Origin of the sequence: Bradyrhizobium sp. AZCC 1678 (genome assembly GCF_036924765.1) — a bacterium.
Lineage (GTDB): Bacteria > Pseudomonadota > Alphaproteobacteria > Rhizobiales > Xanthobacteraceae > Bradyrhizobium > Bradyrhizobium algeriense.
Window position 1 is genome coordinate 6089349 of record NZ_JAZHSE010000001.1, and the last position, 15636, is coordinate 6104984.

General features: G+C 64.2%; 13 protein-coding genes. 7 read left to right on the forward strand and 6 right to left on the reverse strand.

Going from position 1 to position 15636, the window contains the following annotated elements:
- Nucleotide 1 precedes the first annotated feature (1 nt).
- Nucleotides 2-1018, forward strand: a complete 1017-nt coding sequence (locus tag V1294_RS29300; protein ID WP_334502037.1) for a glycosyl transferase — start codon at nucleotides 2-4, stop codon at nucleotides 1016-1018.
- Here V1294_RS29300 and V1294_RS29305 read toward each other — a convergent pair.
- The 5 genes from V1294_RS29305 to rfaD all read right to left on the reverse strand — a co-directional run bounded on the left by V1294_RS29305 (nucleotide 1015) and on the right by rfaD (nucleotide 8030).
- A complete protein-coding gene (locus V1294_RS29305; RefSeq protein WP_334502039.1) occupies nucleotides 1015-2217 on the reverse strand; it encodes a glycosyltransferase family 4 protein in 1203 nt (400 codons plus the stop codon). The two genes, V1294_RS29300 and V1294_RS29305, sit on opposite strands and share 4 nt — an antisense overlap.
- A gap of 48 nt (nucleotides 2218-2265) precedes the next feature.
- Entirely contained in the window at nucleotides 2266-4182 is a 1917-nt protein-coding gene (locus V1294_RS29310; RefSeq protein WP_334502040.1) for an SDR family NAD(P)-dependent oxidoreductase, read from the reverse strand.
- Between the two features lie 87 nt (nucleotides 4183-4269).
- On the reverse strand, nucleotides 4270-5496 hold the full coding sequence (locus V1294_RS29315; protein ID WP_334504862.1) for an O-antigen ligase family protein: 1227 nt from the start codon (nucleotides 5494-5496) through the stop codon (nucleotides 4270-4272).
- Between the two features lie 65 nt (nucleotides 5497-5561).
- Nucleotides 5562-7034, reverse strand: a complete 1473-nt coding sequence (gene rfaE1 / locus V1294_RS29320) for a D-glycero-beta-D-manno-heptose-7-phosphate kinase (RefSeq protein ID WP_334502041.1) — start codon at nucleotides 7032-7034, stop codon at nucleotides 5562-5564.
- A gap of 18 nt (nucleotides 7035-7052) precedes the next feature.
- Nucleotides 7053-8030, reverse strand: coding sequence for an ADP-glyceromanno-heptose 6-epimerase (rfaD, locus tag V1294_RS29325; RefSeq protein ID WP_334502042.1), 978 nt, complete (start codon nucleotides 8028-8030; stop codon nucleotides 7053-7055).
- Nucleotides 8031-8191: 161 nt separating this feature from the next.
- On the opposite strand from rfaD, the gene waaF reads away from it, so the two are divergent.
- Both waaF and V1294_RS29335 read left to right on the forward strand, forming a co-directional pair.
- Complete coding sequence (gene waaF / locus V1294_RS29330) at nucleotides 8192-9259, forward strand: lipopolysaccharide heptosyltransferase II (RefSeq protein ID WP_334502043.1); 1068 nt, start codon at nucleotides 8192-8194, stop codon at nucleotides 9257-9259.
- Nucleotides 9260-9382: 123 nt separating this feature from the next.
- Complete coding sequence (locus V1294_RS29335; RefSeq protein ID WP_334502045.1) at nucleotides 9383-9976, forward strand: D-sedoheptulose 7-phosphate isomerase; 594 nt, start codon at nucleotides 9383-9385, stop codon at nucleotides 9974-9976.
- A 61-nt stretch (nucleotides 9977-10037) separates the two neighbouring features.
- Here V1294_RS29335 and V1294_RS29340 read toward each other — a convergent pair whose 3' ends face one another.
- A complete protein-coding gene (locus V1294_RS29340; RefSeq protein ID WP_334502046.1) occupies nucleotides 10038-11096 on the reverse strand; it encodes a glycosyltransferase family 4 protein in 1059 nt (352 codons plus the stop codon).
- 171 nt (nucleotides 11097-11267) lie between these two features.
- Here V1294_RS29340 and galE point away from each other — a divergent pair, with 171 nt between their 5' ends.
- The 4 genes from galE (at nucleotide 11268) to V1294_RS29360 (ending at nucleotide 15597) form a co-directional block, all read left to right on the forward strand.
- On the forward strand, nucleotides 11268-12281 hold the full coding sequence (galE, locus tag V1294_RS29345; RefSeq protein WP_334502047.1) for a UDP-glucose 4-epimerase GalE: 1014 nt from the start codon (nucleotides 11268-11270) through the stop codon (nucleotides 12279-12281).
- Nucleotides 12282-12384: 103 nt separating this feature from the next.
- The gene (locus tag V1294_RS29350; protein WP_334502049.1) at nucleotides 12385-14205 is read left to right on the forward strand and encodes an ABC transporter ATP-binding protein; all 1821 of its coding nucleotides are present in this window, start codon (nucleotides 12385-12387) and stop codon (nucleotides 14203-14205) included.
- Between the two features lie 105 nt (nucleotides 14206-14310).
- The gene (locus V1294_RS29355; protein ID WP_334478770.1) at nucleotides 14311-15012 is read left to right on the forward strand and encodes a fumarylacetoacetate hydrolase family protein; all 702 of its coding nucleotides are present in this window, start codon (nucleotides 14311-14313) and stop codon (nucleotides 15010-15012) included.
- Nucleotides 15013-15282: 270 nt separating this feature from the next.
- Nucleotides 15283-15597 carry an EthD family reductase gene (locus tag V1294_RS29360; protein ID WP_334478768.1) on the forward strand — a complete coding sequence of 105 codons (315 nt, stop codon included), beginning with the start codon at nucleotides 15283-15285 and terminating at the stop codon, nucleotides 15595-15597.
- Nucleotides 15598-15636 lie beyond the last annotated feature (39 nt).

Sequence of the window (15636 nt, forward strand, 5' to 3'; positions counted from 1 at the left end):
AATGGCCAGTTCGCAACTACTGCTGTCGTTTGCTGCCGCAGCGCCTGCGGCGCTGTTGTCGGGCGTCCTGATATGGGCAATCCGGCCGATGCTGGTGCGAATAGCGCTGGCAAGGCCGAATGCGCGCTCTTCCCATCGGGTTCCGACGCCGCAGGGCGCGGGCATCGCGGTGATCGCGGCCACGCTGATCGCGGCCGTCACGGTCATCGCCTTTGCCGGCACGGCGGAGATCAAAATTCCCGTCGCGGTATTCGGCGCGACGCTGTTCATCGCGGGCGTGGGCTTTGCCGACGACGTCCATTCCATCCCGGTGGTGCCGCGGCTGCTGCTGCAGGGATTAGCCGTCGCGGCGGTGATCCTTGCCGCGCCCGAAAGCTTGCGGATCGTTCCGGCCTGCCCGCTCTGGCTCGAGCGCGGCCTGTTGTTGCTCGCAGGCCTGTGGTTCGTGAACCTCGTCAACTTCATGGACGGGCTGGACCTGATGACGGCAGCCGAGATCGTGCCCATCACCGGCGCGTTCGTTCTGCTCGGCTGGCTCGCCGAACTTCCGGCGCCCGCGACGGTCGCCGCTGCGGCGCTGCTCGGGGCGATGCTCGGCTTTGCGCCTTTCAACCGGCCGGTGGCGAAAATCTTTCTCGGCGACGTCGGCAGCCTGCCGATCGGGCTATTGGCCGGCTGGTGTCTGCTGCAGCTCGCCTGGCATCAGCAGATTGCGGCGGCGCTGCTGTTGCCGCTTTATTATCTCACTGACGCCACCGTCACGCTCCTGCGGCGCATCATCAGGCGCGAACCGTTCTGGGCGGCGCATCGCACCCACTTCTATCAGCGCGCCACCGACAACGGCTTTCCGGTGTGGCGCGTGGTGAGCGAGGTGTTCGCCCTCAACGTCCTGCTCGCTGCGCTGGCGATCGGCTCGGTCATGACCTCTTCTTCGGCGATCGCCGGCCTGCTTCTCGCCATCGGCGGCATCGCCACGGCGCTGCTGATGTACCGCTTCTCACGCCGGCAACCCGGCTAATCCGGCTTCTTTCGCAAAAGCTCGCGGATCAGGCTGCAATAGTCGGTCATGGCGATCTCAAAATCGAATCGCCCTGCGATTTCGGCCGCGCGCTCGGCCCGCTGCGGATCCTTGGCACCGGCGGCACGACTGATCGTTTTCGCGAGCTCATCGGCTCTGCCGGGTTCGACGACCCAGCCGACATCGTGTTCGGTCACCGTCAACGCCGCCTCGGCGCCCACTTCGGAAACCAGGATCACCGGGCGGCCGATCGCCAGCAGATTGTAGAACCGGCTGGGCACCGATACACCGGCGACGTTCCTGCGGTAGGGAATGATCCAGACATCGGCGGCAGAAAGAAACGTCTCCAGCCGGTCGTCCTCGACGCGATCGACCAGCGTGACGTTCGGAAGCCTTGCCTCGGACTGCATCTCGCGCAACTGATCGAATCCGATCCCCCAGCCCGACAGCAGGAAATGAATATCCCTGCTCTCACGTAGCAGGCGCGCAGCCTCGAATACGATGACGGGATCGTGGGTAAAGCCGAGATTGCCTGACAGACCGACGACGAAGCGGGCGGAAAGCGGACGGCGATAGGGATTATCAGGATCGACCGCGCGAACGCCGCGCGCGAGCGTCGCCCAGTTCGGAATGAAATGGATCTTGTCGCTTGTCACTCCGCCATAGCGCAGCAGCAGCTTTTCGGTGTCGCGGCCGATGATGACGACGGCGTCGAGCGCGCGAAACATCAACGCGTTCAGGCCGCGCATCGCACTTGCCGGCAACGAATGCGGCTTCAGAAGACCTGCCATGATGAGGACATCGGGATAGAGATCGTGCATGATCAGCACCGACCTCGCGCCCCTCAGTTTCGCGGCAGCGGCAAACGCGTAAGGCAGCAGGAAGGGTGCGGGCACCGTGAGCGCGACGTCGCCGCGGCGCAATTTCACCAATAACGCTGCGAACATCCGGATCGTAAACAGCAGTTCGGCCAGAGCGCGCTTGAGCAATGCGGCCTTGCCGGGCATCCAATTCCTGACTTCGACGACCGCAGGCTTGCCGGCGGCCGCTTTGGCGGCGGAGCCTGCCGTTCCCGACAGCACCAGGACTTCGGCTTCCCGCGCCACGCGTTCCGAAATCGCCGCCATGATCGCCGCCGTCGTGCTCGGATCCGGCGGATAATGCTGGCTGACGACGACGACTTTTCCGGACTTCTGCATCATGGCTTTCGAAACGGCCCGCAACCGCCGGCGGACACCGAAAAAAGATCAGGCGGCGTTCGAGCCGAACTCGGGCACGGCATCCTTGAGCACCGCGCGGATGGTGGAACGGTCATCCCGCGCAATCGCCTCCTCGAGCGCCGCAAGCCATTTGCGCAACGTCTGCATCGGCGGCTCGTTCGGCTTGGCCGCCATGATGCCGGAGACCCCGATCTCTACCGGAGGCTCCTCGCTGGCGAACAGGATCTCGTTCAGCCGCTCGCCCGGCCGCATGCCGGTGAATACCACCTCGATATCGATGCCGGGTTCGAGGCCGGACAGGCGGATCATCCGCTCGGCCATCTCCACGATCTTGACCGGCTGTCCCATGTTGAGGACGTAGACGGAAACATCGGGCCGCGCCGGCGTCAGCGCGTGGGTGGCCGCCGTCAGCACGAGATCGCAGGCTTCGCGGATGGTCATGAAGTAGCGGACCATGTCCGGATGCGTCACCGTGACCGGGCCACCGGCCTCGATCTGCGCCTTGAATTTCGGCACCACCGATCCGTTGGAGGCCAGCACGTTGCCGAACCGCACCGAGATCAACCGCATGTGCGGCTTGCCCTCCGATTGCGTCATCAGGTCATGGTCGAGCGCTTGGCAATACATTTCGGCAAAGCGCTTGGTCAGGCCCAGCATCGAGACCGGCTCGATCGCCTTGTCGGTCGAGATCATCACCATTGCTTCGGCGCCCGCCGCAAGCGCCGCGTCGGCGACGTTGACGGAACCGAAGATGTTAGTCTTGACGCCCTCGCTCCAGTCGCGTTCGAGGATCGGCACATGCTTCAGGGCGGCGGCATGGAACACGATGTCGGGCTTGAATTCCTTCATCAGGTTCATGATCCGGTCACGATCGCGGATATCGGCGATTCGGCCCTCGATCACGGCATTGGTTCCGTGCGCGGTCAGCGCCTCCGTCACCGCGTAGAGCGCGGGTTCCGAGTGCTCGATCACCAATAGCCGCGCGGCGCCGAAGGTTGCGACGCGGTCGCAAATCTCCGAACCGATCGAGCCGCCGCCGCCGGTGACGATCACCGCCTTACCCTTCACCAGCGCTTCGAGCCGCGCGTAGTCGATCTTCTCGCTCGGCCGCAGCAGCAGGTCTTCGACGGCGACATTGGTCAGCCTCGGCACGTCGCCGCTTTCGAGCGACGGCAGGCGGCTGACGAACAGGCCGAGCCGCTTGGCCCGCATCAGGACCGCTTCGGGGTGCGCCTCGGGTTCGAACGCCGACGGGGTCATGACGACCCGCGAAATCGGTTTTCCGCGTCCGGCATAATCGCGCACCACGTCCTCGACATCGTCGAGCCCGCCGAGCACCGGCACGTTGCGGATCGACTGGCCGCGGTCCGCGGCCGACGGCGACAGCACGCCGACCGGCCAAAGCTGCTTGACTGCACCGCTCTCAATCGCGCGCAACAGTACCTCCGCATCGGCGGCGCGGCCGATCAACAGCGTCGACGACGCTCCTTCGGTCCGGGCATGGCGGCGAACGCGCGAGTAGCGGAAATAGCGATAGCCGAAACGGAGCGCGCTCAGCGCGAACACCTGGAGAAACCAGTAGAGCACGATGGTGATGCGGCCGAACAGCACCGGCGCCTTGGCGTTCGATGCCGTGAAAATGAAGGCATAGTCGAGCACGATGAGCGCTACCGTCAGAATACTCGCTACGCGCATGATGTTCAGCGCATCGGGGAGCGAAATGAAACGCCATTTCGTCGTCGTCAGGTTGAAGACGTAGCAGATCACGATGCTGAAGAGGATGAAGAGGGGCAGAATGCGCAGCAATAGCGGCAGCCGGGCATAGAAGGCCTCGCCTCCCTCGAAGCGCAAATAGAAGCTTGCAAGCAGCGCAAACGCGGTCGCCAGCGCATCATGCGCTGCGATCAGGTAATTGCGACGGGTCAGTTGCGAAAGATGCGTCATTCCATTAGCCGGCTGCGGAGCGAGTGGGGATTCGCGAGGCGCGTCCCGAGCCCGCTGATATCTCATCTCTGGCGTGCACGCCAGCGATCATGGCCGGGCTGTTCCGGAAGATTCCTCCGCCTCGCCGCCGGATCCGGCGCGCAGCACCATGCCTCCGGCTATACCGACGCCCAGCACATACATCCAGCCTTCATGAAAATCGAACAGATGCGAGTTGAACAGCGACGTGAAGATATTCTGCGCGACGACCAGCAGCCCGATCCAGGTGGCGAGCCCGTCGCCGCGAAACAGGATCAGATGAGTGAGCCACATTGCGTACAGCAAAACGACGCCGACGATGCCCCATTGAACCGCGACATTGAGCGTCTGGTTGTGCGGATTTCCGATCACCTCGCTGCTGGCCTGGTAGGAGCCGTGCGTGGCGACGCGCTCGAACAGGCCTCGCGTGGCACCGGTGCCGTGGCCGATCAACGGCGCCTCAGCAAAGAAGCCAAGAGATTTCCGCCAGAATTCAAGCCTCAGCCCGATCGATGTCGGGACGTTTTGTTCCTTGTAGAGCCGATAGTCCCGGGCAAACGTCTCGGCGGTCTGGCGCAATGCCGGCGAGGTCTGCCAGGCCACGGCGGAGAACGCGGCTCCCACGCATAGGATGATGACGATGCTACGCCACCTCAGATGCAGCAGCGCAAATACCGCGAACATGACCGGCACCGTGACCAGCGCGGTGCGCGACACCACCAGAAACGCCATGTTGACGAAGAAGCCAAAGGCGATGGCGGTGAGCAGCAGGGCCAGCGCGATGCGCTTTGCCCGCAGCAGCATGATGACCGGGTAGGCCAGCGCGACCGCGCACAGCGTGAATTCCTGGCTCTGGGCGATGTAGTTCTTGACGAAGATACCGCGCGCCGCGAGTTCGGGAGTCCGCAACGAAAGTTCCGGACGGAGAAACACTATCCAGGACATCAGCATCAACAATGTGCACGAGACGAGGAACGCCACGAATACCCACGACCCGCGCTCCGATCGCTCGAAGTGATAGAGCAGAACCGGAAGCACCAGGAATTTCGCGGCCGGGCCCATGGCATAGAGCCTCGCGCCCCAGGCAGCGTCCGACCACAGAGTTCCGACAAGCGTCAGAACAAACAGGGCGATCGGTAGCGCGGATCTTGGGCGCTTCAGCGAGGCCAGAAAGCCCTTCAGTTCAACGGTCGGCGCAACCGTGATCAGAAGGACAGCGCCGAAAATACCGACCAGCGAGGTCGACCATGGCAGCGACAGCGCAAGCAGCACTGCGACGATGTCGCTCACCTTCATCCATGCGGCCGGATCGCGCCAGACCGGCAGCGCCTTGGCAATTGACGAGGAAGCTGCGTTGCCGCTCACGCCTTGCCTCCCCGCGCGCGGCCGACCAGCGACGTCGTGCTGTGGCCCGGCAGAATGTCGACGAGCACGACCTCGCCGCCGCCGGCCTCGACGATCTCGTGGCCGACGACCTGCTCGCGGGCATAGTCGCCGCCCTTGACCAGCACGCTCGGCTTCACCCGGGTGATCAGTTCGATCGGCGTGTCTTCCTCGAAGATCGCGACGAGATCGACCGCCTCCAGCGCCGCCAGCACTTCGGCGCGCGCCTGCTCGTCCTGAACCGGACGCCCCTCGCCCTTCAGCCATTTCGTCGAGGCATCGCTGTTGAGCCCGACGATCAGCCGGTCGCAGGCGCGGCGCGCGGCCGTCAGCACCTTGACGTGGCCGGGATGCAGGATGTCGAAGCAGCCATTGGTGAAGCCGATGCGCAATCCCTGCCGGCGCCATTCCGCCAGATGTGCATCGAGATCGCCGCCAGCAGGCACGATCTTCTCTTCAGCCGCCAGCGACGCATGCGGCAGGATCTTCCGCCGCAGCTCCGCCGGCGTCACGGTCGCGGTGCCCTTCTTGCCGACCGCAACTGCGGCGGCCGCATTCGCCATCCGCAGCGCCGTCTCCCAGTCGGCTCCGGCCGCAAGCGAAAGCGCCAGCACGGCGGCAACCGTGTCACCCGCGCCCGAGACGTCGCACACCTTGACCGGCAACGCCGGCACGTGGATCGCCTCGCCGCCGCGCGCCACCAGCGTCATGCCGTGTTCGCTCTGCGTCACCAGCATCGCCTCGCAATCGGCGAGAACCATCGCATCCTGCGCCGCGCCGGCAATGTTCAGGTCGGTATCGGCTCGGCTGCGGGTGGCTTCCGCAAATTCCTTGCGGTTGGGCGTCAAGAGCGTGGCGCCGCGATAGATCGCGAAATTGGCGCTCTTGGGGTCGACGATCACGCGCTTGCCGAGCTTCTTCGCGGCGTCGATGATGTTGCGGATGACGCGCGCCGTCAGCACGCCCTTGGCGTAGTCGGACAGCAGCACGATATCGGCGCGCGCGATCTGCGGCAGGATCGCGTCGATCAGCTTTTGCTCCACATCCGCCGAGGCCGGAACGGCCTGCTCCCAATCCGCGCGCAGCAAGTGGGTGGAAAAATGTTCGGAGACGAAGCGCACCTTGCGCGTCGTCGGGCGGGAGGAATCGCAGACCAGCATAGCCTCGATCAACTTCTCCCTCGCCAGATCGGCCTTCAGCTTCGTACCCGCCTCGTCCTCGCCGACCAGCCCTACAAAGATGCAGCGCGCGCCGAGAGCGGCGATGTTGCGCGCGACATTGCCGGCGCCGCCGACATTGCTCTCGCTGCGCTGGACCGCAATCACGGGCGCCGGCGCTTCCGGCGAAATGCGCGACACCTCGCCATAGACGAATTCGTCGAGCATGAGGTCGCCGATGCAGAGCACCGTCTGACGTGGGATCGCCTGGCTCAGGGCTTCAAAATCGAACATCTGTCTACCTGGTGCCCATCAGCGAAAGCGATCGGTGCAATCGAGAAAGCCCTTCACGTAACGCTCGACCGCGTCTTCCAGCGCGGTGAAGCCGCCATTATATCCGGCGCGCAGCAGCCGATCGACTTCGCTCTGGGTGAAGTATTGATAGCTGCCGCGGATCGCTTCGGGCATGTCGACATACTGGATGTTCGGTGTGCCGCCGAGCGCCGCATAGGCCGACAGCATCAGGTCGCGAAAGCTGCGCGCTGTGCCGGTGCCGACATTGAAGATGCCGCTGACGCCAGGCGCAGCCAGCAGCCACATCATCACGCGCACGACGTCGTCGACATAGATGAAGTCGCGCCGCTGGTCGCCATCGGCGATGCCTTCGCGGTGCGACTTGAACAATTGCACGGGGCGCCCGGCCTTGACGTCGTCGAAGCGCCGCGCCAGCACGCTCATCATCGTGCCCTTGTGATATTCGTTGGGGCCGAACACGTTGAAGAACTTCAACCCGGCCCATTGCGGCGGCAGCCGCTCGCCGCGCGCGGCGCGTTCGACGACCGCCATGTCGAACAGATGCTTGCTCCAGCCGTAGAGATTCATCGGCCGCAGCTTCTTCAAGGCGTCCATGGATTGGTCGTCGCTAAAGCCTGAGCTGCCGTCGCCATAGGTCGCGGCCGAGGACGCATAGATCAGCGGCGTGGCATTCGCCGTGCACCAGTCCAAAAGCCGCATCGACAGCCGGAAATTGGTCTCGATCACCAGATCGCCGTCGGTCGCCGTGGTCTCGGAGATGGCGCCGAGATGAATGACAGCCTCCAGCCGGCGGCCCTTCAGCCAGTCCATCAGTTCCGACGGCGGCACGACATCGGCGAGCCGGCGCTTGGCCAGATTGCGCCATTTGCCGTCGTGGCCGAGCACGTCGCACACGGCCACGTCCCGGCCGGCGTCATTCAACGCAGCCACGACGTTCGACCCGATAAAACCGGCGCCCCCGGTCACCAGCAACATGCCATCCCCTGCCATGATTGTTCGGCAAAGCTTTGCCTCACTCCCGCGCGGCAGGCAACTTTGGTTTCTTTGGGGCGGTAAGGGCGGATCGCTCGACTTTACCTGCCCTCGCAGAGCGGTTACCTCCGGAGCCGGAATTGCCTTGGCATCGAAAACAAAATATGAACACGAATTCGCTTAATGGGATCGAGATGGAGGACGCCGCCGACACGCGGCCGATCCTGATCGTGCCCTATATGTGGATCGGCGATTTTGTCCGCGGCCACACGGTCGTGCGTGTCCTCAAGCAGCGCTGGCCGAACCGGCCGGTCGATCTGCTGGTGACCTCGCTCTGCGCGCCCCTAGTCGACTACATGCCGGGTGTTCGCGCCGGGATCGTCTGGGACCTGCCCCGCGGCCGGTTGGCGGTAGCCAAGCAGTGGGGGCTGGCCACCGAGCTGCGCTCCCAGGGTTATGGAACCGCCCTCATCCTGCCCCGCACCTGGAAAGCCGCGATTGCGCCGACGCTGGCCGGGATTTCCGAGCGCGTCGGCTTTTTCGGCGAGGCGAGATTTGGGCTGATCAACCGGATGCGCTGGGGCGAGAAGGCCCTGCCCCGCTTCATCGACAAGAATGCCGCGCTGGCGCTGCCTGCCGGCGCGCCGCTGCCGGGCGAATGGCCGGTGCCGCAGCTCGTCGTGCCGCCGGAGGAAATCGCGCGCTGGCGGCAGGCCAACGAATTGGGCTCAGGCCCCGCGGTGGCGCTGGCCCCTGGGTCCGTCGGCGCCTCCAAGCGCTGGACCTATTACCCCGGCGCCGCACGGCTCCTGGCCGAGCGCGGGCTCGACGTCTGGGTGGTCGGCGGCCCCGGCGAGAAGGCGCTGGCGCAGGAGATCGTTGCCGCCGGCCGCGGCAAGGTCCGCGACCTCACCGGCACCGACCTGCGCAACGGCATCCTGGCGATGGCGGCGGCCGGCGTCGCCATCTCGAACGATTCCGGCCTGATGCACATCGCGGCAGCGATCGGCACGCCGACCATGGGCATTTTCGGCCCCACCAGTCCCTACCTGTGGGCGCCGCTGAACGGTCTTGCCGCGACGGTTGTTCAGACCAAGGCGGTGCTGCCCTGCCAGCCCTGCCAACGCACCGTCTGCACCATGAACGACCACCGCTGCATGCGCGACATCGATCCCTCCTACGTGGCCGACGTGGCGCAGCGCCTGCTGGTGACTCACACCAGAGCGCGATAGACCGCGGCGATTGCGTTCGCCTCTACAGCACACGCTCCCCCCCCCGCATTGACCATTGCCAAGCTTGCGCCGCCGCACAGCTATCTCTACCAAGGCCAACAATTGCAACACCGTGGGTGCGTCTTGAGCCAAGACATTATCGCAAACCATCTGCAACACTCGTTAGCCGCGCTTGAGCGTGCGGCGCGGGACGCGGCGTTGCTCGCCACCGCGCACAAGGTCGCGGCGACGATCGTCGACGCACTGCGCTCCGGCAACAGGCTGCTGATCATCGGCAATGGCGGCAGCGCCGCGGATGCCCAGCATATCGCCGCTGAAACAATGGGCCGTTACAAGAAAGAGCGACCCGCCTATGCCGCGGTGGCTTTGACTACAGATACTTCTGCGCTGACCGCGATTGGCAATGACTACAGCTTCGAGCGGGTGTTCGCGCGTCAGGTCGAAGGCCTGGGAATGCGCGGCGACGTACTAATGGCCCTATCCACCTCGGGTCGTTCGCCGAACATTCTGGCGGCGCTGCGCATGGCACGTGAACGCGGTCTCGTAACTATCGGCTTCACCGGGAGCAACGGCGAAGCGTTGCGTACGGCCTGCGATCACCTGCTGATCGTGCCGAGCGACGACACGCCGGTCATCCAGCAAATCTATATGGCGTATGCCCACGGCATCTGCGACGAGATCGAGCAGGGCATGATGCGCGAGGCCGCCAAAGAATGATCGGGGTACGCCGACCGCTTCGCTCAACCACGATGGAGACGGCGCAGCATGTTTTCGCTTCTCAGCCGAGCGTACGATAGACCGCGGCGATCGCGTTCGCTTCCGCCTCGAGGCTGAATTTCTGCAGCACACGCGCGCGCGCATGTTCGCCCATCGCGATTGCCGATGCCGGATCGCGCATCAACGGCTCCAGCGCCGCGACCAGCGCCTCGGTATCCCCCGGCGGCGTCAGCACGCCGGTCACGCCATCCTCGACCACGAATTCGGCGGCGCCTGCGCGCGACGCCACCAGCGCCGCACCTGAGGACATCGCCTCGATCAGCGTCAGGCCAAAACCTTCATTGCGCGAGGTGAAGGCGTAGATCGTCAGCCGCTGATACCAGCGCTGCACTTCCGCGATTTCGAGCTCGCCCGTGATGACGATGCGCGATTGCAGCCCGGCCGCCTCGATCTGATGCTTCAGACCGTTGGCAAAGCCCTGCTGCTCCGGCACCACCGCGCCGACGATGACAGCGGTGAAATCGGGATAACGCGGCAGCAGCCGGCACATCGCCTCGACAAAGACGTCCGTGCCCTTTTGCGCGCGCACCCGGCCAAAGCAGCCGATCGCGTAACGCCCCGGCAGTTTGGCTTCCGCAAACGCTGTCGCGCGATCGGCCGGCGGTGCGTAGCTGTCGGTATCGACGCCATGCATCACCACAACAGCCTTGCGCTTGAGAAACGACGCCGAGAGTTCGGAAGTGGCAATCACCGCATCCATCTGCCGGATCAGCCAGCGCGTCAGCCGCTTGTGATGCCGCTGCGCCGCCGAGGTGAAGACGAGTTTCAGCGGCCAGCCGAGCGCGCGCAGCAACAGCCCTGCGATCATCTCGTCATTGCGCCGCGCGTGCCAGATCAGCGGCGTGTTGTGGCGCCGGAGTTTCAACAGATCCGCAAAACCCATCCGCGCGATGCCGTCGGGCGCATGCGGCCCGAGCCACGCCGCGCGGTACATTGTGGCAAGCTTCGGCGCCACCATCCGGTTGGTCGCGGTGACGCCCGAATAGCGCCTGTGCAGATTCGGCACGATCAGTTGCAGATCACTGGCCAAATTGTTCTCGATCGGCACGTCCGGCTCCATTTCAGCCAGTTCCTATACGCAACATTAAGCATAGTGGCCAGTTCGCCCGTGCCGAAACCCACTCTTCACCGCAGCCCCGCTAGCATCGCCTCCCATAGAGCGCGACCAGCATGAAGTGGAAACCGGTTTTGCGTCCGGGCGCGCGCCAAATTCAAGAGCGAGAGGTGGCCCATGACCGTGCTCGTCACAGGTGGCGCCGGCTATATCGGAAGTCACATGGTTCATGCGCTGGTGGATGCCGGCGAAAGCGTCGTCGTGATCGACAATCTGTCCACCGGATTCTCCGCCTTCCTGCCGGAAGGCGTGCCTCTGTTCATCGGGGACGCCGGCGATGAAAACCTCGTCGCAGGCGTGATCGCCCAGCACGGCATCGAGAGCATCATTCATTTCGCCGGCTCCATCGTGGTGCCGGATTCGGTGCGCGATCCGCTCGGCTATTATCGCAACAACACCATGACGACCCGCAGCCTCTTGAATGCTGCGGTGAAGGGCGGCGTCAACCGCTTCATCTTTTCGTCGACGGCTGCCGTCTACGGCAATCCGGACCAGGTGCCGGTGCCGGAACATGCGCCGACGCGGCCGGCGTCGCCCTACGGCTCTTCCAAGCTGATGACGGAAATCATGCTGCACGATGTCGCTTCCGCCCATGGCATGAACTATGTCGTGCTGCGCTACTTCAACGTCGCCGGCGCCGATCCTTTGGGCCGCTGCGGCCTCGCCACCGTCGGCGCCACACATCTGCTCAAGATCGCGGTCGAAGCCGCGACCGGCCAGCGCGCCAAGATCGACGTGTACGGCACTGACTACCCGACGCCGGACGGAAGCTGCATCCGCGATTTCATCCATGTCAGCGATCTCGCGCAGGCCCATCGCGCCGCGCTGGCCTACTTGCGCGACGGCAAAAGCTCAATCACGCTGAACTGCGGTTACGGCCGCGGCTACTCCGTGCTCGAAACCATTGAAGCCGTCCGCCGCGTCTCCGGGCGCAATTTCGCGGTTTCATATGCGCCGCGCCGTCCCGGCGACATCATGACGATGGTCGCAGACGTCAGCCGCATTCACGCGGCGCTGGACTGGACGCCGCAATTCGACAATCTCGAGACCATCGCCTCCCACGCGCTGGCCTGGGAACAGAAGCTGTTCCACGACCGCGGCGGCCTTCCGCAGCATGCGGAATCAGCCTGAAATCAAGCGCTTATTTGGCTTGAAAAAGCCCCGCCAAGCAGGCAAGGACTAACCCGCAGCAGCCCTGACGCGCCGGCTACGAGGCGCCGTCAATGGAACGCGGATGACCGAACTTCCAAGCAAACCGATCAGAAAAATTACCGACGATCCCTATGGCGCGGCGATCCTGATTCGCCGCCTCGTCATGGAACAGGGTTCTGTCTATTGGCGGCGCTATCTGACCGCGTTCGCGCTGATGGGCGTGTCCGCCGGCGCCACGGCGGGCTCCGCCTATATTTTGGGCCAGGTGATCAATCAGGCCTATATCGACAAGAACGTCGTTGGCATCGCCATCCTCTCCGGCGTCACGGTGGTGCTGCTGTTCATCAAGGGTCTGGCGACCTACGGCCACACCGTGATCCTGTCGAAGATCAGCAACGCCATCCTCGCCAACAACCAGCGGCGGCTGTTTGCCAAGCTGATGAGCGAAAGCATCGGATTCTATTCCGCGCGGCATTCTTCTGAATTTTTGGCGCGGATGACGTCGGGCGCAAAATCCATCACCGACGTGCTGACGCTGTTGATCAACGCGGTCGGACGCGACGTGCTGCTGCTGGTCAGCCTGATATTCGTGATGGTGACGCAGGATCCGGTGCTGTCGTTTATCGGCCTCGTGGTGGTGCCGCCAGCGATGCTGATCCTGCGCAAGCTGATCAAGCGCATCAAGGGCCTCGCCCACAACCAGTTCACCGGCAGCGCCGACATCATGGAGACCATGCAGGAATCGCTGCAGGGCATCCGCACGGTGAAGGCCTTCACGCTGGAAGACACCATGCAGCGGCGCATCGACGAGAACATTGCCGTGGTCGAGCGCAACGCCAACAAGATGGCGCGGGTCTCCAACCGCTCCAATCCGCTGATGGAAATGCTCGGCGGCTTTGCCGTCGCCGGCTGCCTGCTCTATGGCGGCTACAGCGTGGTCGCGCTCGGCGCCACGCCCGGCCAGTTCTTCTCCTTCATGACGGCGTTTCTGCTGGCGACCGAACCCGCCAAGCGGCTGGCGCGGCTCAACATCGACCTCAACAGCCAGTTGGTCGGCGCGCGCATGCTGCTCGAAATCGTCGACAGCCCGGCGAGCGAGCCGGCCGACAACGACAAGCCGGCGCTGAAATTGTCGAACGCACGGGTCGAGTTCCGCGATGTCAATTTCGCCTACCGCCCGGACGAGCCGGTGCTGAGGGCCATAAGCTTCATCGCCGAGCCCGGCAAGACCACCGCTTTGGTCGGCCCGTCGGGCGGCGGCAAGTCCACGGTGCTGGCGCTGTTGCTGCGGCTCTATGAGGTGAACGACGGCGAGATCCTGATCGACGGCCAGAACATATCCGCCGTATCGCGGCATTCGCTGCGCACCCAGACCGGCTATGTCGGGCAGGACGTCTACCTGTTCCGCGATACGATCGGCGCCAACATCGCCTTCGGCAAGGAAGGCGCCACGCAGGACGAGATCGTGGCGGCGGCGAAAGCGGCCTGCGCGCACGATTTCATCATGGGCTTTCCACTTGGCTACGACACGCCCGTCGGCGAGCACGGCACGCAGCTCTCCGGCGGCCAGCGACAACGCATCGCAGTGGCGCGGGCGCTGCTCAAGAACGCGCCGATCATCCTCCTGGATGAGGCCACCGCGGCGCTCGATTCCGAATCCGAAAAGGCGGTGCAGGAGGCGATCGAGCATCTGTGCCGGAACCGCACCACCATCGTGATCGCCCACCGCCTCCACACCATCATGCATGCCGACGCCATCCTGGTGGTCGAGGGCGGCGAGATCGTCGAGCGCGGCCAGCACGACGATTTGCTGCGGCGCGGCGGCCGCTACGCCTCGTTCTTCCGCCTGCAACAGCGCGACGCCGGCCATCCCAGTCTGGCGCCGGTCAGCGCAACCGCGTAAAAGCGAGAGTATGATCCGGAAAAGTGGGTACCGGTTTTCCGAAAAGATCATGCTCAAATAAAAGATGAGCCCGGATTTCCTACTGTAACCCGTTGAGACCCCTTCATGAACGCAGCCTCCTACGTCATTCCCGCAGCCCCGCAGCCTTCGCTTCCCGTCGTCGGCGAGGCCGGCTCCTACCCCGTCCGCCGCATCTGGTGCGTCGGGCGCAACTATCTCGAGCACATCCGCGAGATGGGCAATGACGAGCGCGCGCCGCCGTTCTTCTTCGCCAAGCACGCCGACATGCTGGTGCCCGACGGCGCCACGATCCCCTATCCGCCGCTGACCAAGGATCTGCATCACGAGGTCGAACTGATCGTCGCGATGAAGAGCGGCGGCCTCAACATCTCGGCCGACAAGGCGCTCGACCATGTCTACGGCTATGCCGTCGGCATCGACCTCACCCGCCGCGACCTGCAGATCGCCTCGCGCAAGAAGGAGCGGCCGTGGGAAGTCGGCAAGTCGTTCGACTATTCCGCGCCATGCTCCGCGATCCAGCCGGCCGCCAAGATCGGCCATCCCACCAAGGGCAAGATCTGGCTGACGGTGAACGGCACGGAAACCCAAAAAGGTGATCTGACCGAACTGATCTGGAACGTGCCGGAGATCATCTGGCAGCTCTCGCAACAGGTAAAACTCGCCGCCGGCGACATCATCATGACGGGCACGCCGGCCGGCGTCTCCCAGCTCAACCCCGGCGACAAGATCGAGTGCGGCGTCGACGGCGTCGGCACGCTGAAGGTCGCGATCGGCAAGCCGGAATAGGCTGAACCGAAAGCCATCGCGAAATGCAAAGCCCCGGATCTGATCCGGGGCTTTTCTTATTGGTGCGCAGGATGGGTGGAGCGAAGCGATACCCATCACCTCCTGACGGCAATTGCTGATGGCTTGAGCTCCTTGCCAAGCGCATCGCCGTTGCGGGTCCCTGGTCCAGCCCGACAGCCGCTGCCTTCCGGTTGCAAGATCCGCAAAACTGACACAGACTCCGGATATTGCCGGAGCATAACGGCGAATGTCGGATCGGAGGACACATCCATGATCAAGGTAAGCGTTATGTATCCCAATACGCCCGGCGGACGCTTCGATCACGATTACTACCGCGACAAGCATATGCCGCTCGTGAAAGCGCGCATGGGCGATGCGTGCAGGTCCTACACCGTCGACAAGGGCATGGCCGGTGGCGCACCCGGCGCCCCCGCAACCTATGTCGGGATGTGTCACATCTTCTGCGACTCGGTCGAGGCCTTCCAGGCCGGCTTCGGGCCTCACGCCAAGGAGATCATGGCCGACATCCCGAACTATACCGACCAATCTCCGGTCATCCAGATCAGTGAAGTCGTCGTAGGCTGACGACCCGGCAGAAGCAGCCCGGATGAGCCATCGGACGCG

Coding starts and splice junctions, on each gene's coding strand:
- V1294_RS29300 (WP_334502037.1), top strand. CDS start 2: ATGGCCAGTTCGCAACTACTGCTGTCGTTTGCTGCCGCAGCGCCTGCG.
- V1294_RS29305 (WP_334502039.1), bottom strand. CDS start 2,217: ATGCAGAAGTCCGGAAAAGTCGTCGTCGTCAGCCAGCATTATCCGCCG.
- V1294_RS29310 (WP_334502040.1), bottom strand. CDS start 4,182: ATGACGCATCTTTCGCAACTGACCCGTCGCAATTACCTGATCGCAGCG.
- V1294_RS29315 (WP_334504862.1), bottom strand. CDS start 5,496: ATGAAGGTGAGCGACATCGTCGCAGTGCTGCTTGCGCTGTCGCTGCCA.
- rfaE1 (WP_334502041.1), bottom strand. CDS start 7,034: ATGTTCGATTTTGAAGCCCTGAGCCAGGCGATCCCACGTCAGACGGTG.
- rfaD (WP_334502042.1), bottom strand. CDS start 8,030: ATGTTGCTGGTGACCGGGGGCGCCGGTTTTATCGGGTCGAACGTCGTG.
- waaF (WP_334502043.1), top strand. CDS start 8,192: ATGAACACGAATTCGCTTAATGGGATCGAGATGGAGGACGCCGCCGAC.
- V1294_RS29340 (WP_334502046.1), bottom strand. CDS start 11,096: ATGGAGCCGGACGTGCCGATCGAGAACAATTTGGCCAGTGATCTGCAA.
- galE (WP_334502047.1), top strand. CDS start 11,268: ATGACCGTGCTCGTCACAGGTGGCGCCGGCTATATCGGAAGTCACATG.
- V1294_RS29350 (WP_334502049.1), top strand. CDS start 12,385: ATGACCGAACTTCCAAGCAAACCGATCAGAAAAATTACCGACGATCCC.
- V1294_RS29355 (WP_334478770.1), top strand. CDS start 14,311: ATGAACGCAGCCTCCTACGTCATTCCCGCAGCCCCGCAGCCTTCGCTT.
- V1294_RS29360 (WP_334478768.1), top strand. CDS start 15,283: ATGATCAAGGTAAGCGTTATGTATCCCAATACGCCCGGCGGACGCTTC.